14 protein-coding genes are annotated in these 19,595 nt (G+C 67.0%); 3 read left to right on the forward strand and 11 right to left on the reverse strand.

All coding sequences use genetic code 11. The annotated features are described in order from the left end of the window. Window positions 1-9: 9 nt before the first annotated feature. From KDW55_RS15555 to rpsB, 7 genes are all read right to left on the reverse strand, one after another. A complete protein-coding gene (locus tag KDW55_RS15555; RefSeq protein WP_040144482.1) occupies window positions 10-1,206 on the reverse strand; it encodes a 1-deoxy-D-xylulose-5-phosphate reductoisomerase in 1,197 nt (398 codons plus the stop codon). 15 nt (window positions 1,207-1,221) lie between these two features. Further along, entirely contained in the window at window positions 1,222-2,043 is an 822-nt protein-coding gene (locus KDW55_RS15560) for a phosphatidate cytidylyltransferase (RefSeq protein ID WP_212147813.1), read from the reverse strand. Further along, the gene (gene uppS / locus KDW55_RS15565; protein WP_040144484.1) at window positions 2,037-2,819 is read right to left on the reverse strand and encodes a polyprenyl diphosphate synthase; all 783 of its coding nucleotides are present in this window, start codon (window positions 2,817-2,819) and stop codon (window positions 2,037-2,039) included. The genes KDW55_RS15560 and uppS overlap by 7 nt, the downstream gene beginning before the upstream one ends. 51 nt (window positions 2,820-2,870) lie before the next feature. Next, the gene (gene frr / locus KDW55_RS15570; protein ID WP_006483822.1) at window positions 2,871-3,431 is read right to left on the reverse strand and encodes a ribosome recycling factor; all 561 of its coding nucleotides are present in this window, start codon (window positions 3,429-3,431) and stop codon (window positions 2,871-2,873) included. A gap of 102 nt (window positions 3,432-3,533) precedes the next feature. Next, window positions 3,534-4,247: a UMP kinase gene (pyrH, locus tag KDW55_RS15575; protein WP_011885142.1), complete on the reverse strand. Its 714-nt coding sequence runs from the start codon at window positions 4,245-4,247 to the stop codon at window positions 3,534-3,536. 156 nt (window positions 4,248-4,403) lie between these two features. Continuing rightward, the gene (gene tsf, locus KDW55_RS15580; protein WP_040144485.1) at window positions 4,404-5,285 is read right to left on the reverse strand and encodes a translation elongation factor Ts; all 882 of its coding nucleotides are present in this window, start codon (window positions 5,283-5,285) and stop codon (window positions 4,404-4,406) included. A gap of 162 nt (window positions 5,286-5,447) precedes the next feature. Beyond that, window positions 5,448-6,188 (reverse strand): 30S ribosomal protein S2, encoded by a 741-nt coding sequence (gene rpsB / locus KDW55_RS15585; protein WP_006483818.1) that lies wholly within the window; start codon window positions 6,186-6,188, stop codon window positions 5,448-5,450. Between the two features lie 386 nt (window positions 6,189-6,574). Between rpsB and map the strand changes: the two genes are divergently transcribed. Genes map through KDW55_RS15600 form a run of 3 tightly spaced genes read left to right on the forward strand, consistent with a single transcriptional unit; the run spans window position 6,575 to window position 11,759 of the window. Further along, window positions 6,575-7,390, forward strand: a complete 816-nt coding sequence (gene map / locus KDW55_RS15590) for a type I methionyl aminopeptidase (RefSeq protein ID WP_040144486.1) — start codon at window positions 6,575-6,577, stop codon at window positions 7,388-7,390. A 57-nt stretch (window positions 7,391-7,447) separates the two neighbouring features. Further along, window positions 7,448-10,024 carry a [protein-PII] uridylyltransferase gene (locus tag KDW55_RS15595; protein ID WP_212160221.1) on the forward strand — a complete coding sequence of 859 codons (2,577 nt, stop codon included), beginning with the start codon at window positions 7,448-7,450 and terminating at the stop codon, window positions 10,022-10,024. A gap of 16 nt (window positions 10,025-10,040) precedes the next feature. After that, window positions 10,041-11,759, forward strand: coding sequence for a pseudouridine synthase (locus KDW55_RS15600; RefSeq protein ID WP_212160222.1), 1,719 nt, complete (start codon window positions 10,041-10,043; stop codon window positions 11,757-11,759). 119 nt (window positions 11,760-11,878) lie between these two features. Here the strand turns inward: KDW55_RS15600 and def are convergent, their stop codons facing one another. From def to smc, 4 genes are all read right to left on the reverse strand, one after another. Then, window positions 11,879-12,412: a peptide deformylase gene (gene def, locus KDW55_RS15605; protein ID WP_040144488.1), complete on the reverse strand. Its 534-nt coding sequence runs from the start codon at window positions 12,410-12,412 to the stop codon at window positions 11,879-11,881. Next, window positions 12,409-14,484: an NAD-dependent DNA ligase LigA gene (ligA, locus tag KDW55_RS15610; RefSeq protein WP_059547740.1), complete on the reverse strand. Its 2,076-nt coding sequence runs from the start codon at window positions 14,482-14,484 to the stop codon at window positions 12,409-12,411. Before ligA ends, def begins: the two co-directional genes overlap by 4 nt. A 164-nt stretch (window positions 14,485-14,648) precedes the next feature. Next, on the reverse strand, window positions 14,649-15,953 hold the full coding sequence (locus tag KDW55_RS15615) for a cell division protein ZipA C-terminal FtsZ-binding domain-containing protein (protein ID WP_059547742.1): 1,305 nt from the start codon (window positions 15,951-15,953) through the stop codon (window positions 14,649-14,651). An 85-nt stretch (window positions 15,954-16,038) separates the two neighbouring features. After that, on the reverse strand, window positions 16,039-19,551 hold the full coding sequence (gene smc / locus KDW55_RS15620) for a chromosome segregation protein SMC (protein ID WP_040144491.1): 3,513 nt from the start codon (window positions 19,549-19,551) through the stop codon (window positions 16,039-16,041). Window positions 19,552-19,595: the final 44 nt, after the last annotated feature.

A 19,595-nucleotide genomic window follows, 5' to 3' on the forward strand; every position in this document is an offset into this window, starting at 1 on the left:
GCACCTCATTCAGACAGTACGCTCCACGCGTGGCGCAGGCGCTTTCGCAATGATCTCGGCGGCGAGGCGGCGAGCCTCGGCATCCGCCGCCAGGACGTCGTCGAGCCCGTTCGGCTCGCGGTTCGGCAATGCGTTAAGCACTGCGTCGACCGTTGCCGCGATCGCCATGAAGCCGATTCGGCGCTCGAGAAACGCTTCGACCGCGATTTCGTTCGCGGCGTTCAACGCGGCACTCGCGATACCGCCCTCTTCGAGCGCCTTCAGCGCGAGCGCGAGGCACGGGAAGCGCGCGTAATCGGGCTTCTCGAACGACAGCTGCGCGATCTGCGCAAGGTCGAGCTGCTCGACGCCCGCGTCGACGCGCTCCGGGAATGCCAGCGCGTGCGCGATCGGCGTACGCATGTCCGGATTGCCGAGCTGCGCGAGCACGGAGCCATCGCGGTACGACACGAGCGAATGGATCACGCTCTGCGGGTGAATCAGCACGTCGATCCGGTCGCCAGGCAGGCCGAAGATCCAGTGCGCCTCGATCACCTCCAGGCCCTTGTTCATCATCGTCGCGGAGTCGACCGAAATCTTGCGGCCCATCACCCAGTTCGGGTGTTTGCACGCCTCGTCCGGCGTCACGTCGGCGAGCGTCGCCGGCTCGCGGGTGCGGAACGGGCCGCCCGAGGCGGTCAGAATGATCTTCGAGATCCCGCCGTGCTCGTTCCCGTCGCGCGGCATGCACTGGAAGATCGCGTTGTGTTCGCTGTCGACCGGCAGCAGGATCGCGCCATGATCGCGCACCGCGTCCATGAAGATCGAGCCCGACATCACCAGCGATTCCTTGTTCGCGAGCAGGATGCGCTTGCCGGCACGTGCGGCCGCAAGGCTCGGCGCAAGGCCGGCCGCGCCGACGATCGCCGCGACGACCGTGTCGCAGCCGTCGCTCTTCGACACGTCGACGAGCGCCTGCGGCCCGTACAGCACCGTGGTCTTGCTGCCTGCCGCGCGCAGCCGCGCTTCGACGTGCGCGGCCGTCGCCGCATCGCCAACGACCGCGACTTCGGGGGCGAAGCGCAGGCACTGCTCGACGAGCTTGTCGCCATTACGGTGCGCGGTCAACGCGTAGACCGAGAAACGCTCGGGATGGCGCGCGACCACGTCGAGCGTGCTGTCTCCGATCGAGCCCGTGGAACCGAGCAGTGTCAGACGTTTTTGCATAACAGAAATAGTGGTTTAACCAAGCAGCAGCATCGCGAGCGGCAGCACGGGCAGCAGCGCGTCGACGCGATCGAGCACGCCGCCGTGACCGGGCAGCAGGCCGCTCGAGTCCTTCACGCCCGCCTGACGCTTGAGCAGCGATTCGAACAGATCGCCGATCACGCTGTAGACGACCAGCAGCGTCAGCGCGGCCCATGCGCCGGGCATCCCGTAGCGCACGGCAAACGCAGAAAACAGGGTCGGTTCGAACCAGTGCGCGGCCATGGCGACACCGGCGACAATCATCACGGCCAGCCAGCCGCCCACGGCGCCCTCCCAGCTTTTGCCGGGACTGATCGTGATCGCCAGTTTACGCCTTCCGAACGCCTTGCCCGCGAAGTATGCGCCGATATCGGCGAGCCACACGACGAGAAGTAGCGACAGCACGAACGGCACGCCCTGCGCACGCGCCGCGACGAGCGCGTGCCAGCAGGCCGCGAACACGACGACACCGGCCGCGAGCAGGAACGGCCGCCACACGCCGCCGGCGAGCGTGGGCTTGCGCCGCAACGAGTACGGGCCGACGAGTAGCCAGAACACGCCGGCCGCCATGAAAAGGGGACGGGACGAAGTCGCACCGACGCCGAGCGGCGTGGTGGCTGCCAGCCCGAGTGCCGCGACGATCGCATACATGACGGAGCCGGCGGCGCCGAGCTTCAACAGGCGCGCCCATTCCCATGCGGCGAACACGAGTACGACGCCGATCAGCGCGCCGAAACCGCCAAGCGGCGCGAACAGCGTCACCGGCAGCAGCACTGCCAGCATCACGACCGCCGTGATCACGCGGGTCTTCAGCATGAAAGGGAGTCGGCGTTCTGCGATTGCGGTTCGAGCTGGGCGCTGGTGCGCCCGAAACGACGCTCGCGCTCGGTGTACGACGCGATCGCGTCGGCGAGCGCCGCGCCGTCGAAGTCCGGCCAGTATTTGTCCGTGAAGTAGAACTCGGCGTACGCGAGCTGCCACAGCAGGAAATTGCTGACGCGCTGCTCGCCGCCGGTGCGGATGAAGAGGTCGGGCTCAGGCGCATAGGCCATCGCCAGGTGCGGCGCGAACGCTTCTTCGGTCACGTCGACCTCGCGCCCCTCGCGCACGGCCTGTTCGACGAGCTTCTTCGTCGCTTGCAGGATGTCCCAGCGGCCGCCGTAGTTCGCGGCGATCGTCAGGGTCAGGCGGGTATTGCGCGCCGTCTTGGTCTCGGCGCGGCGGATCAGCTCGCGGATGCGCGGCTCGAAGCGCTCGAGATCGCCGACCACACGCAGGCGGATCCCGTTCGCGTGCAGCTTGCCGATCTCGCGCTCGAGCGCGGTGATGAACAGGCGCATCAGAAACGACACTTCGTCGCTCGGGCGGCGCCAGTTTTCCGAACTGAATGCGAACAGCGTCAGGTATTCGACGCCGGCGCGCGCGCAGCCTTCGACCACCGCCCGCACGGCGTCCACGCCACGGGTGTGCCCCGCGACGCGCGGCAAGCGGCGTTCGGTCGCCCAACGGCCGTTGCCGTCCATGATGATCGCGATATGACGCGGCACGGCGCCGACGTCAGGCACGCGAACGGTAGAGCTGGTATAGGTCATGGCCGTTGAGACAGTGATGCGGGAAGAAGGCGGCGCGCGAGACGACGGTCGTCAGACCGTCATGATCTCGGCTTCCTTGGTCTGCACGAGCTTGTCGACTTCGGCGACGTGCTTGTCCGTGAGCTTTTGCACGTCGTCGCTCGCGCGGCGCTCGTCGTCTTCGGAGATTTCCTTGTCCTTCACGAGCTTCTTCAGCGCTTCGTTCGCGTCGCGGCGCAGGTTGCGGATCGCGACCTTGGCCGTTTCGCCTTCGCTCTTGACCACCTTGGTCAGCTCGCGGCGGCGTTCTTCCGTCAGCGCGGGCATCGGCACGCGGATCAGGTCGCCGGCCGTGGCCGGGTTCAGGCCCAGATCGGCTTCGCGGATGGCCTTCTCGACCTTCGCGACCATGTTCTTTTCCCACGGCTGCACGCCGATCGTGCGCGCATCGACGAGCGTCAGGTTCGCGACCTGCGAGATGGGCACCATCGAGCCGTAGTAGTCGACCTGCACGTGATCGAGCAGACCGGTATGCGCACGGCCCGTGCGGATCTTCGCCAGATCGTTCTTGAACGCTTCGATCGAGCGCTGCATCTTCTGCTCTACGCCCTTCTTGACATCAGCGACACTCATTTCAACCTCCGAACCTTCAAACCTTCAATGAACGCGGGCCCCGCCCGGCGCGCCACGCGCCGCGGCCGACGACCCACGCCGCTTGCCCGCATCCGCGGGAGTTTACACGTGGACGAGCGTACCTTCGTCCTCGCCCAGCACGATGCGCTTGAGCGCGCCCGGCTTGTTGATCGAAAACACGCGGATCGGCAGCTTCTGGTCGCGGCACAGCGCGAAGGCCGTCGCGTCCATCACCTGCAGATTGCGGCTGATCGCCTCGTCGAAGCTGATCGTCGTGTAACGCGTGGCCGACGGATCCTTCTTCGGATCGGCAGAATATACGCCATCGACCTTGGTCGCCTTCAATACGACCTCGGCGCCCACTTCCGAACCGCGCAGCGCGGCGGCCGTGTCCGTCGTGAAAAACGGGTTGCCCGTGCCGGCCGCGAAGATCACGACCTTGCCTTCCTCGAGCTGGCGGATCGCGCGCGGCCGGATATACGGCTCGACGACCTGATCCATGCGCAGCGCGGACTGCACGCGCGCGACGATGCCGGCGTGGCGCATCGCGTCCTGCAGCGCCAGCGCGTTCATCATCGTCGCCAGCATCCCCATGTAGTCGGCCGTCGCGCGGTCCATGCCGGCCGCACCGCCCGCGACGCCGCGGAAAATGTTACCGCCGCCGATCACGACCGCGAGCTGCGTGCCGAGACCCACGACTTCGGCGATATCCGCCACCATCCGCTCGATCGTCGCGCGATTGATGCCGAAGGCATCGTCGCCCATCAGCGCTTCGCCGGAGAGTTTGAGGAGGACGCGTTTATAGGCATTGGACATAGGGGCTTCCGAGCGACGAGAGGATGACAACCACGAACTGTAGGGGCGAAATACTGATTCGGGCAAGCGCCGGCGACCGGACCGGGGTTCCCGGCCGGCCGGCGGCGCCGCCGGCCGCGGCGGAGCGGACGCCCGCCGCGGATACTGCCTGACTGCTTACTGCTGCTTTGCTGCTGCGACTTGCGCGGCCACTTCGGCGGCGAAGTCGTCCTGGCGCTTCTCGATGCCTTCGCCGACGACGAACAGCGCGAACTTCTGCACTGCCGCATTCGCTGCCTTCAGCATCTGCTCGATCGTCTGCTTGTCGTTCTTAACGAACGTCTGGTTCAGCAGCGACACTTCCTTCAGGTACTTCTGGACGCTGCCGTCGACCATCTTCGCGACGATTTCAGCCGGCTTGCCCGATTCGGCAGCCTTCTGTTCGGCGACGCGGCGCTCCGTTTCGATCAGTTCCGCCGGCACGTCGGCCGACGACAGCGCGACCGGCTTCATCGCGGCGATGTGCATCGCGACGTCCTTGCCGACCTGCTCGTCCGCGCCCGTGTACTCGACGATCACGCCGATGCGTGCGCCGTGCAGGTACGTCGCGATCTTGTTCGCGGTTTCGAAGCGCACGAAACGGCGGATCGAGATGTTCTCGCCGATCTTGCCGACCAGTGCCAGACGCACTTCGTCGACCGTCTTGCCGTCGAGCGGCAGCGCCGACAGCGCGGCCACGTCGGCCGGGTTCTTCGTCGCAACGAGTTCTGCAACCGTCTTCGAGAACGCGAGGAAGTCGTCATTCTTTGCGACGAAGTCGGTTTCGCAGTTCAGCTCGACCAACGCACCTGCGTTGCCGCCGACGAACGATGCGACGACGCCTTCGGCCGTCACGCGCGATGCCGCCTTGCTCGCCTTGTTGCCGAGCTTGACGCGCAGCAGCTCTTCAGCCTTGGCCAGATCGCCGTCGGCTTCCGTCAGCGCCTTCTTGCACTCCATCATCGGTGCGTCCGTCTTTGCGCGCAGTTCTGCCACCATGCTTGCGGTAATTGCCGCCATCATTCGCTCCTTGAGTCTGTATTCACAACGCCGCCCGCTTGGACGCGGACGGCCGAAAATCGTTTCCGGACCCGCGCAGATTCCGCGCGATCAGGTCCGGCGCACAAGCTTAAAAAAAGGGGGCCTGTTGAGAGCCCCCTTTTTGCGCCGGCTCGGGGCCAGTTACGCGTTTTCCTCGACGTATTCGTCGTCGCCGCGCGCGGCCTGGACCACTTCGTTGACCGCGTTCGCACGGCCTTCCAGAATCGCGTCGGCCACGCCTTCAGCGTACAGCGCGACAGCCTTGCTCGAGTCGTCGTTGCCCGGGATCACGTAGTCCACGCCTTCCGGCGAGTGGTTCGTGTCGACCACGGCGATGACCGGCACGCCCAGCTTGTTCGCTTCCGTGACGGCGATCTTGTGGTAGCCGACGTCGACGACGAAGATTGCGTCCGGAATGCCGCCCATGTCCTTCACGCCGCCGATCGACTTCTGCAGCTTGGCGATTTCGCGTTCGAACAGCAGCGCTTCCTTCTTGCTCATCTTCTCGAGCTCGCCCGCCTCGACTGCGGCTTCCATGTCCTTCAGGCGCTTGATCGATACCTTCAGCGTCTTGAAGTTGGTCATCATGCCGCCGAGCCAGCGTGCGTTGACGTACGGCATGCCCGCACGTTGCGCTTCCTGGGCGATCGTGTCACGCGACTGGCGCTTCGTGCCGACGAACAGGATCGTGCCGCGGTTCGCTGCCAGCTGGCGCACGTACTTCTGTGCGTCCGTGAACATCGGCAGCGTCTTTTCGAGGTTGATGATGTGAATCTTGTTGCGGTGACCGAAAATGAACGGAGCCATCTTCGGGTTCCAGAAGCGCGTCTGGTGACCGAAGTGGACACCCGCTTCCAGCATTTGGCGCATCGTAACTGCCATGTAAATTCTCCACGAGGGTTGGGTCTTAAGCCGGCTGCCGTACCGCCGCGCGAACGCGCCGTGAGGCCTTCGTTCCGCGCGGCCGGCACCCTGGTTGCGCCGGCTTGCGATTCGGCACGTGCGAAAATGCGCGTGCCGCAAGCCTTTCATCGCGATACCGCCCCACATCACCCCGGATGGAGCATGTTCGGCATTTGGATGTCGACTTAGCCAGAGAGTATAGCACGCCGATTTGTCGGCTCTCAAGTCGCTCGCCATTTCCGACTGCCGCCCGCGAGCCCCGCGGACAATCCGCGAAAACCCGCACCAGGGCGAGCCGCAGGGGCTGCGATACCCGCCATAAGGTGCGATAATCCTTTAATTCACCGCATTCCAGGCATACCTCGATGGCTATTACGCTCAAAAACGAACACGACATCGCCGAGATGCGTGTCGCCTGCCGTCTCGCGAGCGAAGTGCTCGACTTCATCACGCCGCACGTCGTCGCGGGCATCACGACCGCCGAGCTCGACCGGCTCTGTCACGAATTCATGGTCAACGAGCAGGGCACGATCCCCGCGCCGCTGAATTACCAGCCGCCCGGCTATCCGCCGTACCCGAAAGCGACCTGCATTTCAGTCAACGACGTGATCTGCCACGGCATTCCGGGCGAGAAGGTGCTGAAGAACGGCGACGCGCTGAACATCGACGTCACCGTCATCAAGAACGGCTATTTCGGCGATACCAGCCGGATGTTCATCGTCGGCGAGGGCTCGATCCTCGCGAAGCGCCTCGTGCAGACCACCTACGAGTGCATGTGGCTCGGGATCGACCAGGTCAAGCCCGGCGCGCACCTTGGCGACATCGGCTATGCAATCCAGAAGCATGCGGAAGCGCAGGGTTACAGCGTCGTGCGCGAGTACTGCGGCCACGGCATCGGCACCGTTTTCCACGAAGATCCGCAGGTCGTCCATTATGGCCGGCCGGGCACCGGCATCGAACTGAAGGCCGGGATGATCTTCACGATCGAGCCGATGATCAACGCCGGCAAGCGCGACATCCGCACGATGCCCGACCAGTGGACGGTCAAGACGCGCGACCGCAGCCTGTCCGCGCAATGGGAGCACACGGTGCTCGTCACCGACACCGGCTACGAAGTGCTGACCGTGTCCGCCGGCACGCCGGCGCGGCCGGTGTTCGCGCAACCGGCCGCCGCGGTCTGAGCGCCGCCGCGTTACTCGTCACTCCCGTCCACCCGCACCTGACCTGAACGGCCGCCCATGAGCGCTCACGCCGCCCCCTCGCCCCAAGCGCTGTCGCGGCGCGCCGAATTCAAGGCCGCCAAGGCCGACATGCTCGAGCGCTTTCGCAGCGCGACGAACGTCGCATCGCTGATGCACGCGCTGTCGAAACTCACCGACGACGCGCTCAAGCGCGTATGGGACGACTGCGGATTGCCGGCGACGCTCGCGCTCGTCGCGGTCGGCGGCTACGGGCGCGGCGAGCTCGCGCCCCACTCGGACGTCGATATCCTCGTGCTGCTGCCCGATGCGCACGATGCAGCGCTCGACGCGCGGATCGAGCGCTTCATCGGGATGGCATGGGATCTCGGGCTCGAGATCGGCAGCAGCGTGCGCACGGTCGCGCAATGCATCGAGGAAGCGTCGCAGGACGTGACCGTGCAGACCTCGCTGCTCGAGGCGCGGCGCATCGTCGGCAGCACCGCGCTGTTCGAGCGCTTCACCGTGCGCTATCACGAGGCGCTGGACGCGCGCGCATTCTTCACCGCAAAGGTGCTCGAGATGCGGCAGCGCCACGCGAAGTTCCAGGACACGCCGTACAGCCTGGAGCCGAACGTGAAGGAAAGCCCCGGCGGGCTGCGCGACCTGCAGACGATCCTGTGGATCGCGCGCGCGGCCGGCTTCGGCAGCAGTTGGCGCGAGCTCGACACGCGCGGCCTCATCACCGAGCGCGAAGCGCGCGAGCTGCGCCGCAACGAAGGGTTCCTGAAGACGCTGCGCGCACGGCTGCACGTGATCGCCGGCCGCCGCCAGGACATGCTCGTGTTCGACCTGCAAACGCAGGCGGCCGAGAGCTTCGGCTATCAGTCGACGCAAGGCAAGCGCGCGAGCGAGCAGCTGATGCGCCGCTACTACTGGGCCGCGAAAGCGGTTACGCAGCTCGCGACGATCCTGATCCAGAACATCGAGGCGCAGCTGTTCCCCGCAACGAGCGGCATCACGCGGGTGCTGTCGCCCGATCGCTTCGTCGAGAAGCAGGGCATGCTCGAGATCGTCGACGACGGCGTGTTCGAACGTCATCCGGACGCGATCCTCGAGGCGTTCCTGCTGTACGAAACGACCCGCGGCGTGAAGGGGTTGTCGGCCCGCACGCTGCGCGCGCTGTACAACTCGCGCGAGATCATGAACAACACTTGGCGGCGCGATCCGCAGAACCGCCGCACGTTCATGCAGATCCTGCAGCAGCCCGAAGGCATCACGCACGCGTTCCGGCTGATGAACCAGACGAGCGTGCTCGGCCGCTATCTGCTGAACTTCCGCCGCATCGTCGGCCAGATGCAGCACGACCTGTACCACGTGTACACGGTCGACCAGCACATCCTGATGGTGTTGCGCAACATTCGCCGCTTCGCGGTGGCCGAGCATGCGCACGAGTACCCGTTCTGCAGCCAGCTGATCGGCAACTTCGAGCGGCCGTGGGTGCTCTACGTCGCGGCGCTGTTCCACGACATCGCGAAAGGCCGCGGCGGCGATCATTCGACGCTCGGGATGGCCGATGCGCGGCGCTTCTGCCGCGAGCACGGGATCGCAGGCGACGATGCTGCATTGATCGTGTGGCTTGTCCAGCATCACCTGACGATGAGCCAGGTCGCGCAGAAACAGGACACGAGCGATACGGAAGTCATCAAGCGCTTCGCGGAAGTCGTCGGCAACGAACGGTATCTGACCGCGCTCTACCTGCTGACCGTCGCCGATATCCGCGGCACGAGCCCGAAGGTATGGAATGCGTGGAAGGGCAAGCTGCTCGAGGATCTCTACCGCATCACGCTCGCGGTGCTTGGCGGTGCGAAGCCCGACGCGCACTCGGAACTGAAATCGCGGCAGGAGCAGGCGCTCGCACTGCTGCGCCTCGAGACCGTGCCCGACGACGCGCACCGCGCACTGTGGGATCAGCTCGACGTAGGTTTCTTTCTGCGTCACGACGCGGCCGACATCGCATGGCAGACGCGCGTACTGTACCGGCACGTAAACGCCGAAACCGCGATCGTGCGGGCGCGGCCGTCGCCGATCGGCGACGCGTTGCAGGTGCTCGTATACGTGAAGGACCGCCCTGACCTGTTCGCGGGCATCTGCGCGTACTTCGACCGCAACGGGCTGTCGGTGCTCGATGCGCGCGTCAGCACGACGCGGCACGGCTATGCGCTCGACAACTTCATCGTCACGCAGACAGAGCACGACGTGCGCTATCGCGACATCGCGAATCTCGTCGAACAGCAGCTCGCGGCGCGCCTCGCTGAAACCGCCCCGCTGCCGGAGCCGTCCAAGGGCCGCCTGTCGCGGCTGTCGCGGACGTTTCCGATCACGCCGCGCGTCGACCTCCGGGCCGACGAGCGCGGCCAGTACTACATCCTGTCCGTGTCCGCCAACGACCGGCCGGGCCTTCTCTATTCGATCGCGCGCGTACTGGCCGAGCATCGGGTCGGCGTCCACGCGGCGCGGATCAACACGCTCGGCGAACGTGTCGAGGACATTTTCCTGCTCGACGGTACCGGCCTGTCCGACAACCGCCTGCAGATCCAGCTCGAAACCGAATTGCTGCGCGCGATCGCAGTCTGAATGAACTCCAGCGTTTATGCGCACCAAACTCACCGTCAAGAATCCGAAGCCGGCATCGCCGACCCGCGCCCCTGTCCGCTCCGGCAGCCTCGTCGCCCGCAAGCCGGTGCGCGCCGCCGCGCCGCCCGCAGCCGACAAGCCTCCGCGCCCCAAAAAGGCCGCCGCGCCAGCAGCTGCCGGGGAACGCGCGTTCAAGCCGCGCGGCACGGACCGCCCCGGTGCGGACCGCGCGCCGGCGAAACGTGTGCCGCGTGACGGTGGTGCCGAACGTGGCGACGCGCGTCCGTATCGCAGCGGCGACGATGCACGCCCGCGCCGCGCAGTCGCCGAAGGTGGCGCACGCGCGCCCTATCGCGACAAGGCCGACGGCTACGGCGACAAGCGCAGCTTCGGCGAACGCCGCGCCCCGTCCGATCGCCCCGCACGCCGCAGTGACGACGATGCACGCCCGCGCCGCGCAGTCGCCGAAGGCGGCGCACGCGCGCCGTACCGCGACAAGCCGGCCGGCGACGGCGCGAAGCGCAGCTTCGGCGAACGCCGCGCATCGTCCGATCGTCCCGCACGCCGCAGCGACGACGATGCTCGCCCGCGCCGCGCAGGCGCCGAAGGCGGCGCACGCGCGCCGTACCGCGACAAACCGGCCGGCGAAGGCGCGAAGCGCAGCTTCGGCGAACGCCGCGCATCGTCCGATCGCCCCGCACGCCGCAGCGACGACGATGCACGCCCGCGCCGCGCAGGCGCCGAAGGCGGGGCACGCGCCCCGTACCGCGACAAGCCGGCCGGCGACGGCGCGAAGCGCAGCTTCGGCGAACGCCGCGCCCCGTCCGATCGTCCCGCCCGCCGCAGTGGCGACGATGCTCGCCCGCGCCGCGCAGGCACCGAAGGCGGCAGCACCGAGCGCCGCCCGACCGGCACTGCGCTAAAGACCGCCCAACCGGTCAAGCGCCGCGCCGCCGACGTCGATCACGGCGACGAAACGGGCCTGATGCGCCTGTCGAAACGGATGTCCGAACTGGGCCTGTGCTCGCGCCGCGAAGCCGACGAATGGATCGAAAAGGGCTGGGTGCTGGTCGACGGCGAACGCATCGACACGCTCGGCACGAAGGTCCGTCCCGACCAGAAGATCGAGATCGACGAGCGCGCTAGCGCTGCGCAGGCTGCGCAAGTGACGATCCTGCTGCACAAGCCGGTCGGTTATGTGTCGGGGCAGGCCGAAGACGGCTACGAGCCCGCATCGGTGCTGATCACGCGCGCGAACCAGTGGAGCGGCGACCGCTCGCAGATCCGGTTCTCGCCGCAACACCTGCACGCGCTTGCGCCGGCCGGCCGGCTCGACATCGACTCGACGGGCCTGCTCGTGCTCACGCAGAACGGCGTGATCGCGAAACAGCTGATCGGCGAGCAATCGGACATCGACAAGGAATACCTGGTGCGCGTGCGCTTCGGCGATCGCCTGATCGACATCGACCAGCACTTCCCCGCCGAATCGCTCGCGAAACTGCGCCATGGTCTCGAACTCGACGGCGTGCCGCTGAAGCCGGCGATGGTGAGCTGGCAGAACGGCGAGCAGCTGCGCTTCGTGCTGCGCGAAGGCAAGAAGCGCCAGATCCGCCGGATGTGCGAACTGGTCGGACTCGAAGTGATCGGCCTGAAGCGCGTGCGGATGGGTCGGGTGATGCTCGGCGCGCTGCCGCAAGGCCAATGGCGCTACCTGTCAGCCGACGAATCGTTCTGATTGCCGGCACGCACTACGTGCCACGCAATGGCGAAGCCCGCGCAAGCGGGCTTCTTTCGTTTACAGGACAACGGCGGGGACAACGGCGACGCTCGACGCCGCGCGCCGCCGGCGTCCGGTCAGTCGTCGCCGGTCGGATCGAGCCCCGGGAACAGCACCTCGGTGAAGCCGAACCGCGTGAAGTCGGTGATCCGCATCGGATACAGCTTGCCGATCAGGTGGTCGTATTCGTGCTGGACCACGCGCGCGTGGAAGCCCTCGGCGACGCGATCGATCTTCGCGCCGAACTGATCGTAGCCGCTATACCGCACCTTCGAATAGCGACTCACGACCCCGCGCATGCCAGGCACCGACAGGCAGCCCTCCCAGCCCTCCTCCATGTCCGGCGGCATGTACTCGATCTTCGGGTTGATCAGCACGGTCTCGGGCACGGGCGGCGCGTCCGGGTAACGGTTGTTGCTGCCGAAGCCGAAAATGATGATCTGCAGCCCGATGCCGATCTGCGGCGCGGCGAGCCCCGCACCGTTCGCGTGGTGCATCGTCTCGAACATGTCCGCGACGATCTCGTGCAGGTCGGGCGTATCGAATCGCTCGACCGGCTTCGCGACTTCGAGCAAGCGCGGATCGCCCATCTTCAGGATCTCGCGAATCATGGCGTATTGCCCTCCAGGAGTTGATGCAGTCCGTCTTCGTCCAGTACGGGGATCCCGAGTTCCTCCGCCTTCGCGAGCTTGCTGCCCGCTTCGGCGCCCGCGACCACGTAATCCGTCTTCTTCGATACCGACCCGGCGACCTTCGCGCCCGCCGCTTCGAGCATCTCCTTAGCCGCGTCGCGCGTGAGGTTCGGCAGCGTGCCCGTCAGTACGACGGTCTTGCCGGCCAGCACGCCCTGCGGCGCCTTCGGTGCGGGCGGGCCTTCCGGCCACGTGACCTTGCCGGGCGCGCGCAGTTGCTCGATCACGGTGCGGTTGTGCTCTTCCGCGAAGAACTGATGGATCGACTCGGCGACGATCGGCCCGACGTCGTTTACTTCGAGCAGTTCGTCGATCGACGCATCCATGATCGGATTCAGCGACCCGAAGTGCTTCGCAAGATCCTTCGCGGTCGACTCGCCGACATGGCGAATGCCGAGCCCGTAGATGAAGCGCGCGAGCGTTGTGTGCTTGGCCTTCTCGAGCGAGTCGAGCAGGTTCTGGGCGGATTTCTCCGCGAACCGGTCGAGCTCCGCGAGCGTCGCGAAGCCGAGATTGAACAGGTCGGCCGGCGTGCGCACGAGATTCAACTCGACGAGCTGATCGATGATCTTCTCGCCGAGCCCGTCGATGTCGAGCGCGCGGCGCTGCGCAAAGTGCCACAACGCCTGCTTGCGCTGCGCCGGACAGAACAGGCCGCCAGTGCAGCGCGCGATCGCTTCGTCCGGCAGACGCTCGATCTTCGAGCCGCACACCGGGCACTCGGTCGGCATCACGAACTCGGCCGCGTCCGCCGGACGTCGGTCGAGCAGCGCGCCGACCACTTCGGGAATCACGTCGCCCGCCCGCCGCACGATCACGGTGTCGCCGATCCGGATGTCCTTGCGGCGCACTTCATCCTCGTTGTGCAGCGTCGCGTTGGTCACTGTCGCGCCTCCGACGAACACCGGTTCGAGGCGCGCAACCGGCGTGATCGCACCGGTGCGGCCGACCTGCACGTCGATCGCGACGAGTTTCGTCAGCGCTTCCTGTGCGGGGAACTTGTGCGCGAGCGCGAAACGCGGTGCACGCGATACGAAGCCGAGCCGATCCTGTTCGTCGCGCCGGTTCACCTTGTAGACGACGCCGTCGATGTCGTACGGCAGCGAATCGCGCTTCTCGCCGACCTTGCGGAAGAAGCCGAGCAAGCCATCGGCACCGTGCACGACCGCACGTTCGCGGTTCACCGGCAGGCCGAGCGACTCGTACCAGTCGAGCAGCGCGCTGTGCGTGTCCGGCATCGGCATTCCGTCAAGCACGCCGATCCCGTACGCGAAGAACGACAGCGGACGCTGCGCGGTGATCTTCGGATCGAGCTGGCGCAGGCTGCCGGCCGCGGCGTTGCGCGGGTTTGCGAATTCGCGCTGCTCGGCCGCGCGCTGGCGTTCGTTCAGGCGTGCGAAATCGCGCTTGAACATCAGCACTTCGCCGCGCACGTCGAGCACGGCGGGTACGTGTGCGCCCTTCAGCTTCAGCGGGATCGAGCGGATCGTGCGGACGTTCTCGGTCACGTCCTCTCCGGTCGTGCCGTCGCCGCGCGTCGCGGCTTGCACGAACACGCCGCGCTCGTAGCGCAGCGAGATCGCGAGACCGTCGAACTTCAGCTCGCATGCGTATTCGACAGGGTCCATCACCGAGCCGGCGAGATCGGTCGTCTTCGCGAGCGCATCGGCGACGCGCTTGTCGAACGCGACGATGTCCTCATCGGCAAAGCCGTTGTTCAGCGACAGCATCGGCGCGTCGTGGACGACCGGCGTGAACCCGCTCGCCACTTCGCCGCCGACGCGCTGCGTCGGCGAATCGGGGGTCACGAGTTCGGGATGATCGGCTTCGAGTTGCTGCAGCTCGCCGAACAGCCGGTCGTATTCGGCGTCGGGCAGATCCGGCTGATCGAGCACGTAATAGGCGTAGTTCGCCCGCTCGAGTTGATCGCGCAGCCACGCGGCACGCGCGTCGGGCTGGCTGGCTGGCGGTTCGGCTTGGGTTCGGGCCATGCTGGCGGCGGATTCGTTCTGAAAAATCGGATTTCCGATTATCTCAGTTTGACGCCGCGGCGGGGCACGCGATGTGCGTTACGCGGGCCTGCTGCAGTGCGCGCACAGCGTGTGTGCACTGCAGCAGCAACGTGCGGCAGCGTAGCCCCCGCACGCGACACGCGTTACTGACTGAACAACCGCCGCGTGACCGGCGACCCGGCCGGGATGCCCGCTTCCTCGAGCTTCGCGTACAGCTTCATCAGTTGCTGGTCGATCGCGACCAGCGTCGATTCCGGCAGCGGCCGGCGCGAATCGTCGACGACTCGCGCGCCGATTCGCTCCGACAGCGACTTCGCGTAGTCGCACATCAGCCGGAACGGCAGGATGTCCTCTTCGGCGACCGGCACGTCGAGCACCAGCGTGATCATGTTCCCGCCCTTGTAGGTGAGATCGTCGCGCAGGAAGTTCGTGTCGCCGAACTGCAGCATGAACACCGGATTCTGCTTCGCGTCGAGCTTCACGAACCGCGTGCCGTCGCGCGACAGCAAGAGCCCGTCCTGCGACGCGACGGCCTGCACGTAGTTGGCGGACCACGGCGCACCGTCCGACATCACGTTGATCGACAGCTGCGCGTCGCACTGCGCGGCAAAGCCGTCAAGCTCGCGCGCCATCGCGACGGTCTCCATCATGTCCGGGAATTCGGGCGCGCCGTCGATTGCGTCGGCGAACTGCTGGACGCCGGTGACAAACTCCGAGAATTCGAGCTCGTTCAGCGCGCCGCTGCGGTTCGCGAGCTGCGCGGCCGCGCGCAGCTCTTCATAGCGCACGCCGTTCTGCAGCAACTCCCAATGGCCGCCTTCCGGCTTGCCCTCGATGTGCACGGGCTTGGTGCCCGCGCGGCGCAGCCGCTGCGCGATCGGCAGGATCTTGTCGCCCGGCAGCGGCGCGCCCAGGCGGATCGGCACGATGCAGTCGATCCGGCGGTCGACGATCGCCGGCGGCGCCGACGAAATCGTCGTCGCGGCCGGCAGCACGGGTTCGGCCGGCTCGCTCGCCACGTCGGCCGGTGCTTCCTGCGTTGCAGTGACCGTACCTTCGCCGACGGCCTGCCCGGCGGACTCGGCGGACTCCGACGGCACGTCGGTGCCGGTGGCCTCGGCCTGCAGATCGGCCGGCGTGTCGGCAGGCGCCGCACCGCTTGACGCTGAGCCGCCGAAGGTCGGTTCGACGCGTGCGGCTTCGGCCGATGCAGCCGCCGCGGCGGCCGGTGCCGACGCCGCCGGTTCGCGGCGCACGGGCTGGCGCACCGGCTCGATGAACGGCAGCTCGTCGTCGCGCTCGGGGCGATTCATCGCCTCAGCCGCCTCCTCCGGCATCGGGCGCGGCATCCTGCGCCGCACCTTCGCGCCCTGCCATGCGTTGTAGACCACGACGCCGCCCACCACGACGGCGCCGGCGCCGATCAATCCGAGTGTCAACTCGTCCATGCATGCTCCATCAGCAATTCTTTGTCGTCGGAACCGCGAACGGGCGCCCATGCGCCGCGCGAACGCGGTCCGGTTTCGTCAAACGTCAATTCTGGGCAAAACCCGCGGCGGTTTCCATGTCCACCGCGACGATCCGCGACACGCCCTGCTCCTGCATCGTCACGCCGATCAGCTGCTGCGCCATCTCCATCGCGATCTTGTTGTGCGAGATGAACAGGAACTGCGTCTTGTCGGACATCGCGCGCACGAGGTTCGCGAAACGCTCCGTGTTCGCGTCGTCGAGCGGCGCGTCGACCTCGTCGAGCAGACAGAATGGCGCCGGGTTCAACTGGAACATCGCGAACACCAATGCGGTCGCGGTCAACGCCTTTTCACCACCCGACAGCAGATGGATGGTCGCGTTCTTCTTGCCCGGCGGCTGCGCCATCACCTGCACGCCCGCGTCGAGGATCTCGTCGCCCGTCATGATCAGCTTCGCCTGACCGCCGCCGAACAGGCGCGGGAACAGATCGCTGAAGTGACGGTTGACCTCGTCGAACGTGCCCTGCAGCAGCGTACGAGTTTCCTGGTCGATCTTGTGGATCGCGTCCTCGAGCGTCGTGATCGCGTCGGTCAGGTCGGCGGATTGCGCATCGAGGAACACCTTGCGCTCGCTCGCGGCCTTCAGCTCGTCGAGTGCAGCCATGTTCACCGGGCCAAGCGCATTGATCGCGTTGTTCAGGCGCGTGACCTCGCCCTGCAGGTACGACGGTTTCAGGTCCGGCGTCAGCTTGGCGCGCAGCGCTTCCTCGTCGACCTCGGCGGCGGTGAGCTGCTCGGCGAACTGCTCGACGGCCAGGCGCGCGGCCTGCTCCTTCAGCTGCAGCTCGGTAATGCGGTCGCGCAGCGGCTGCAGCGAACGTTCGGCGACGAGACGCTGTTCGTCGGACGCGCGCAACTTCGCGGTCAGGTCGTCGAGTTCGATCCGCGCGGCCTGGAGCGCCTCCTCCTTCACCGCGCGAATTTCGAGCGCATCCTGCAAGCCCGTGTGCGCGGTCTGCTCGTTGATCGTTTCAAGCTCCGCGCGCGCATCTTCCAGCGACGCGGCCACACGTTCGCTCTGCTCGTGCGCGACCTGGATGCTGCGCTTCAGTTCGTCGATCCGCGTGACCGCGTTGCGTGCGGCGAAACGCGCGTCGTTCGCGCCGCGCTCGAGGTCACGCGCTTCCTGACGTGCCTGCGTCAGCGATTCGTCGAGCGCCTCGAACGCAAGCTGGTTGTCCTCGAAGCGCGCCTGCAGTTCCGCGAGCTCGCCGTCGAAACGCTCGAAGTTCGCTTCGGATTCCGCGCGCAGCGCGCGCTGCTCGTCGATCTGCGCGCCGATTTCCTCCAGCTCCTCGCGGATCTGCGTGCTGCGCTGCGTGTAACGCTCGTGCGCCTGCGCGAGCTTCAGCACCTCCATCTGCAGCGCGTGCACGCGCTGTGTCGCGCGTTCGGCCTGCGCACGCAGATCGCCGAGCGCCTGCGTGGCCTGCGTGTGCGCGGCTTCCGCGCGCACGGCTGCCGTGCGCGCGTCGTCGGCGAGCAACGCCTGCGCGCGCACCTGGCGCGTCAGGTTTTCGATTTCCTGCTGGCGGGCCAGCATCCCGGCCTGCTCCGAATCGGCCGCGTACAGCTGCACGCCGACACGCGTGACGATATGGCCGGCCTTGACGACGAACGCGCCGCCCGCCGGCAGTTGCGCACGCGTCGCGAGCGCCTGCGCGACGTCGTCGGCGACGTACACGTTGCCGAGCCAGTCGTTCAACACCGCGCGAATCCCCGCATCGTCGATGCGCACGAGCGACAGCACCGGGCGCAGGCCCGCCGGGGCGGCCGGCGCCTCACCGGCCATCGGCGGCGCGTAGAACGCAAGCTTCGCCGGCGGCGCATCGGTCGCGAATGCCTTCACCCAGTCGAGATTCGACACTTCAAGCGCGGCGAGGCGCTCGCGCAGCACGGCTTCGAGCGCCGCTTCCCAGCCGGCTTCGACATGCAGCTTCTTCCAAAGGCGCGGCAGCGCGCCGAGCTCGTGCTTGTCGAGCCACGGCTGGATCTTGCCTTCGGTCTGCACGTTCTCCTGCAGTTGCTTGAGTGCGGCCAGCCGCGCCTCGAGCTGGTGGATCTGCGCGCTTTCCGCCTGCACGCGCTCCTGCGCGGCACGGCGCTCGCCGTCGAGGCGCGGCAGCGCCTCCTGCGCATCGCTCAGACGTGCCTGCGCTTCCGCGAGAATTTCCTCCTGCTCGGCGAGCTGCATGCGCAGTTCCTCGAGCTGCGCTTCATCGGGTGCGTCGAGGCCGCCCGCCTCGGCCTTCAGGCGCTCGTGGCGCTGCTGGAGCTGCTGGAGCTGCTGGTCCGCATTGCGCTGGTGCGCGGCTTCGAGCTTCAGCGACTGTTCGGTCTGCGCGATCCGCGCGCGCTCATCGTTGAGCTGCGCCTGCGCGTCGCGCCATTTCGCTTCGAGCGCCGGCAGCGCGTCGTGCTTTGCGGCGGCGGCGTCTTCCGCGAGCGCGGCCTTCTCGTCGGCGATCGCGCGTGCCTCTTCGGCTTCCTCGAGCTCGTCCTGCGCTTTCTCCGCCTGCGCACGCCATTGCTCGCGCTGCGCGTTCAGCGCGGCGATCTGCGCCTGCACGCGATTGCGCGATTCGACGATGAACTTGATCTCGGCCTCGAGGCGGCTCACTTCGGCGTTCGCTTCGTACAGCGCGCCCTGTGCGCCCTGCATCGCGTCGCTCGCCGAATAATGCGCGACCCGCAGCGTTTCGAGCTGCGCCTCGACCTCGCGCAGCTTCGCCGTCTGCGCGTCGAGGTCGATCTGCGCCTGCTCGATCGCGCGCTGCTGCTTCTGCTGCTCGCCCGCGGCCTCGTTCTTGCGCAGCAGCCACAACAGGCGCTGCTTCTCCTCGCCGTCGGCGACGAGTTCCTTGTACTTGGTCGCGACGACGGCCTGCGCCTCCAGCTTCTCGAGGTTCGCGCCGAGTTCGCGAACGATGTCCTCGACGCGGGTCAGGTTCTCGCGCGTGTCGTGCAGGCGGTTCTCGGTCTCGCGGCGGCGCTCCTTGTACTTCGACACCCCCGCGGCTTCCTCGAGAAACACGCGCAGCTCTTCCGGCTTCGCCTCGATGATCCGGGCGATCATGCCCTGCCCGATGATCGCGTAGGCGCGCGGCCCGAGCCCCGTGCCCAGGAAGATGTCCTGGATGTCGCGGCGGCGCGCCGGCAGGTTGTTGATGTAGTAGCTCGACGTGCCGTCGCGCGTGAGCACGCGCTTGACGGCGATCTCGCCGTATTGCCCCCACTGTCCGGCCGCACGGCCGTCGGAGTTGTCGAAGATCAGTTCCACGCTCGCCCGGCTGCCGGGCTTGCGGGCGGTCGAGCCGTTGAAGATCACGTCCTGCATCGACTCGCCGCGCAGCTCGGACGCCCGCGACTCGCCGAGCACCCAGCGCACGGCATCGATGATGTTGGACTTGCCGCACCCGTTCGGGCCTACCACGCCGACCAGCTGGCCCGGAACCTGGAAATGCGTGGGATCGACGAAGGATTTGAAGCCAGCGAGTTTGATCGAGCTCAGACGCACGGCGGTATCGGATGTGAAGAAGGTGTGAAACGGACGGGGCCGCG

The sequence above is a fragment of the Burkholderia sp. AU19243 genome, assembly GCF_018148075.1.
Classification (GTDB): domain Bacteria; phylum Pseudomonadota; class Gammaproteobacteria; order Burkholderiales; family Burkholderiaceae; genus Burkholderia; species Burkholderia latens_A.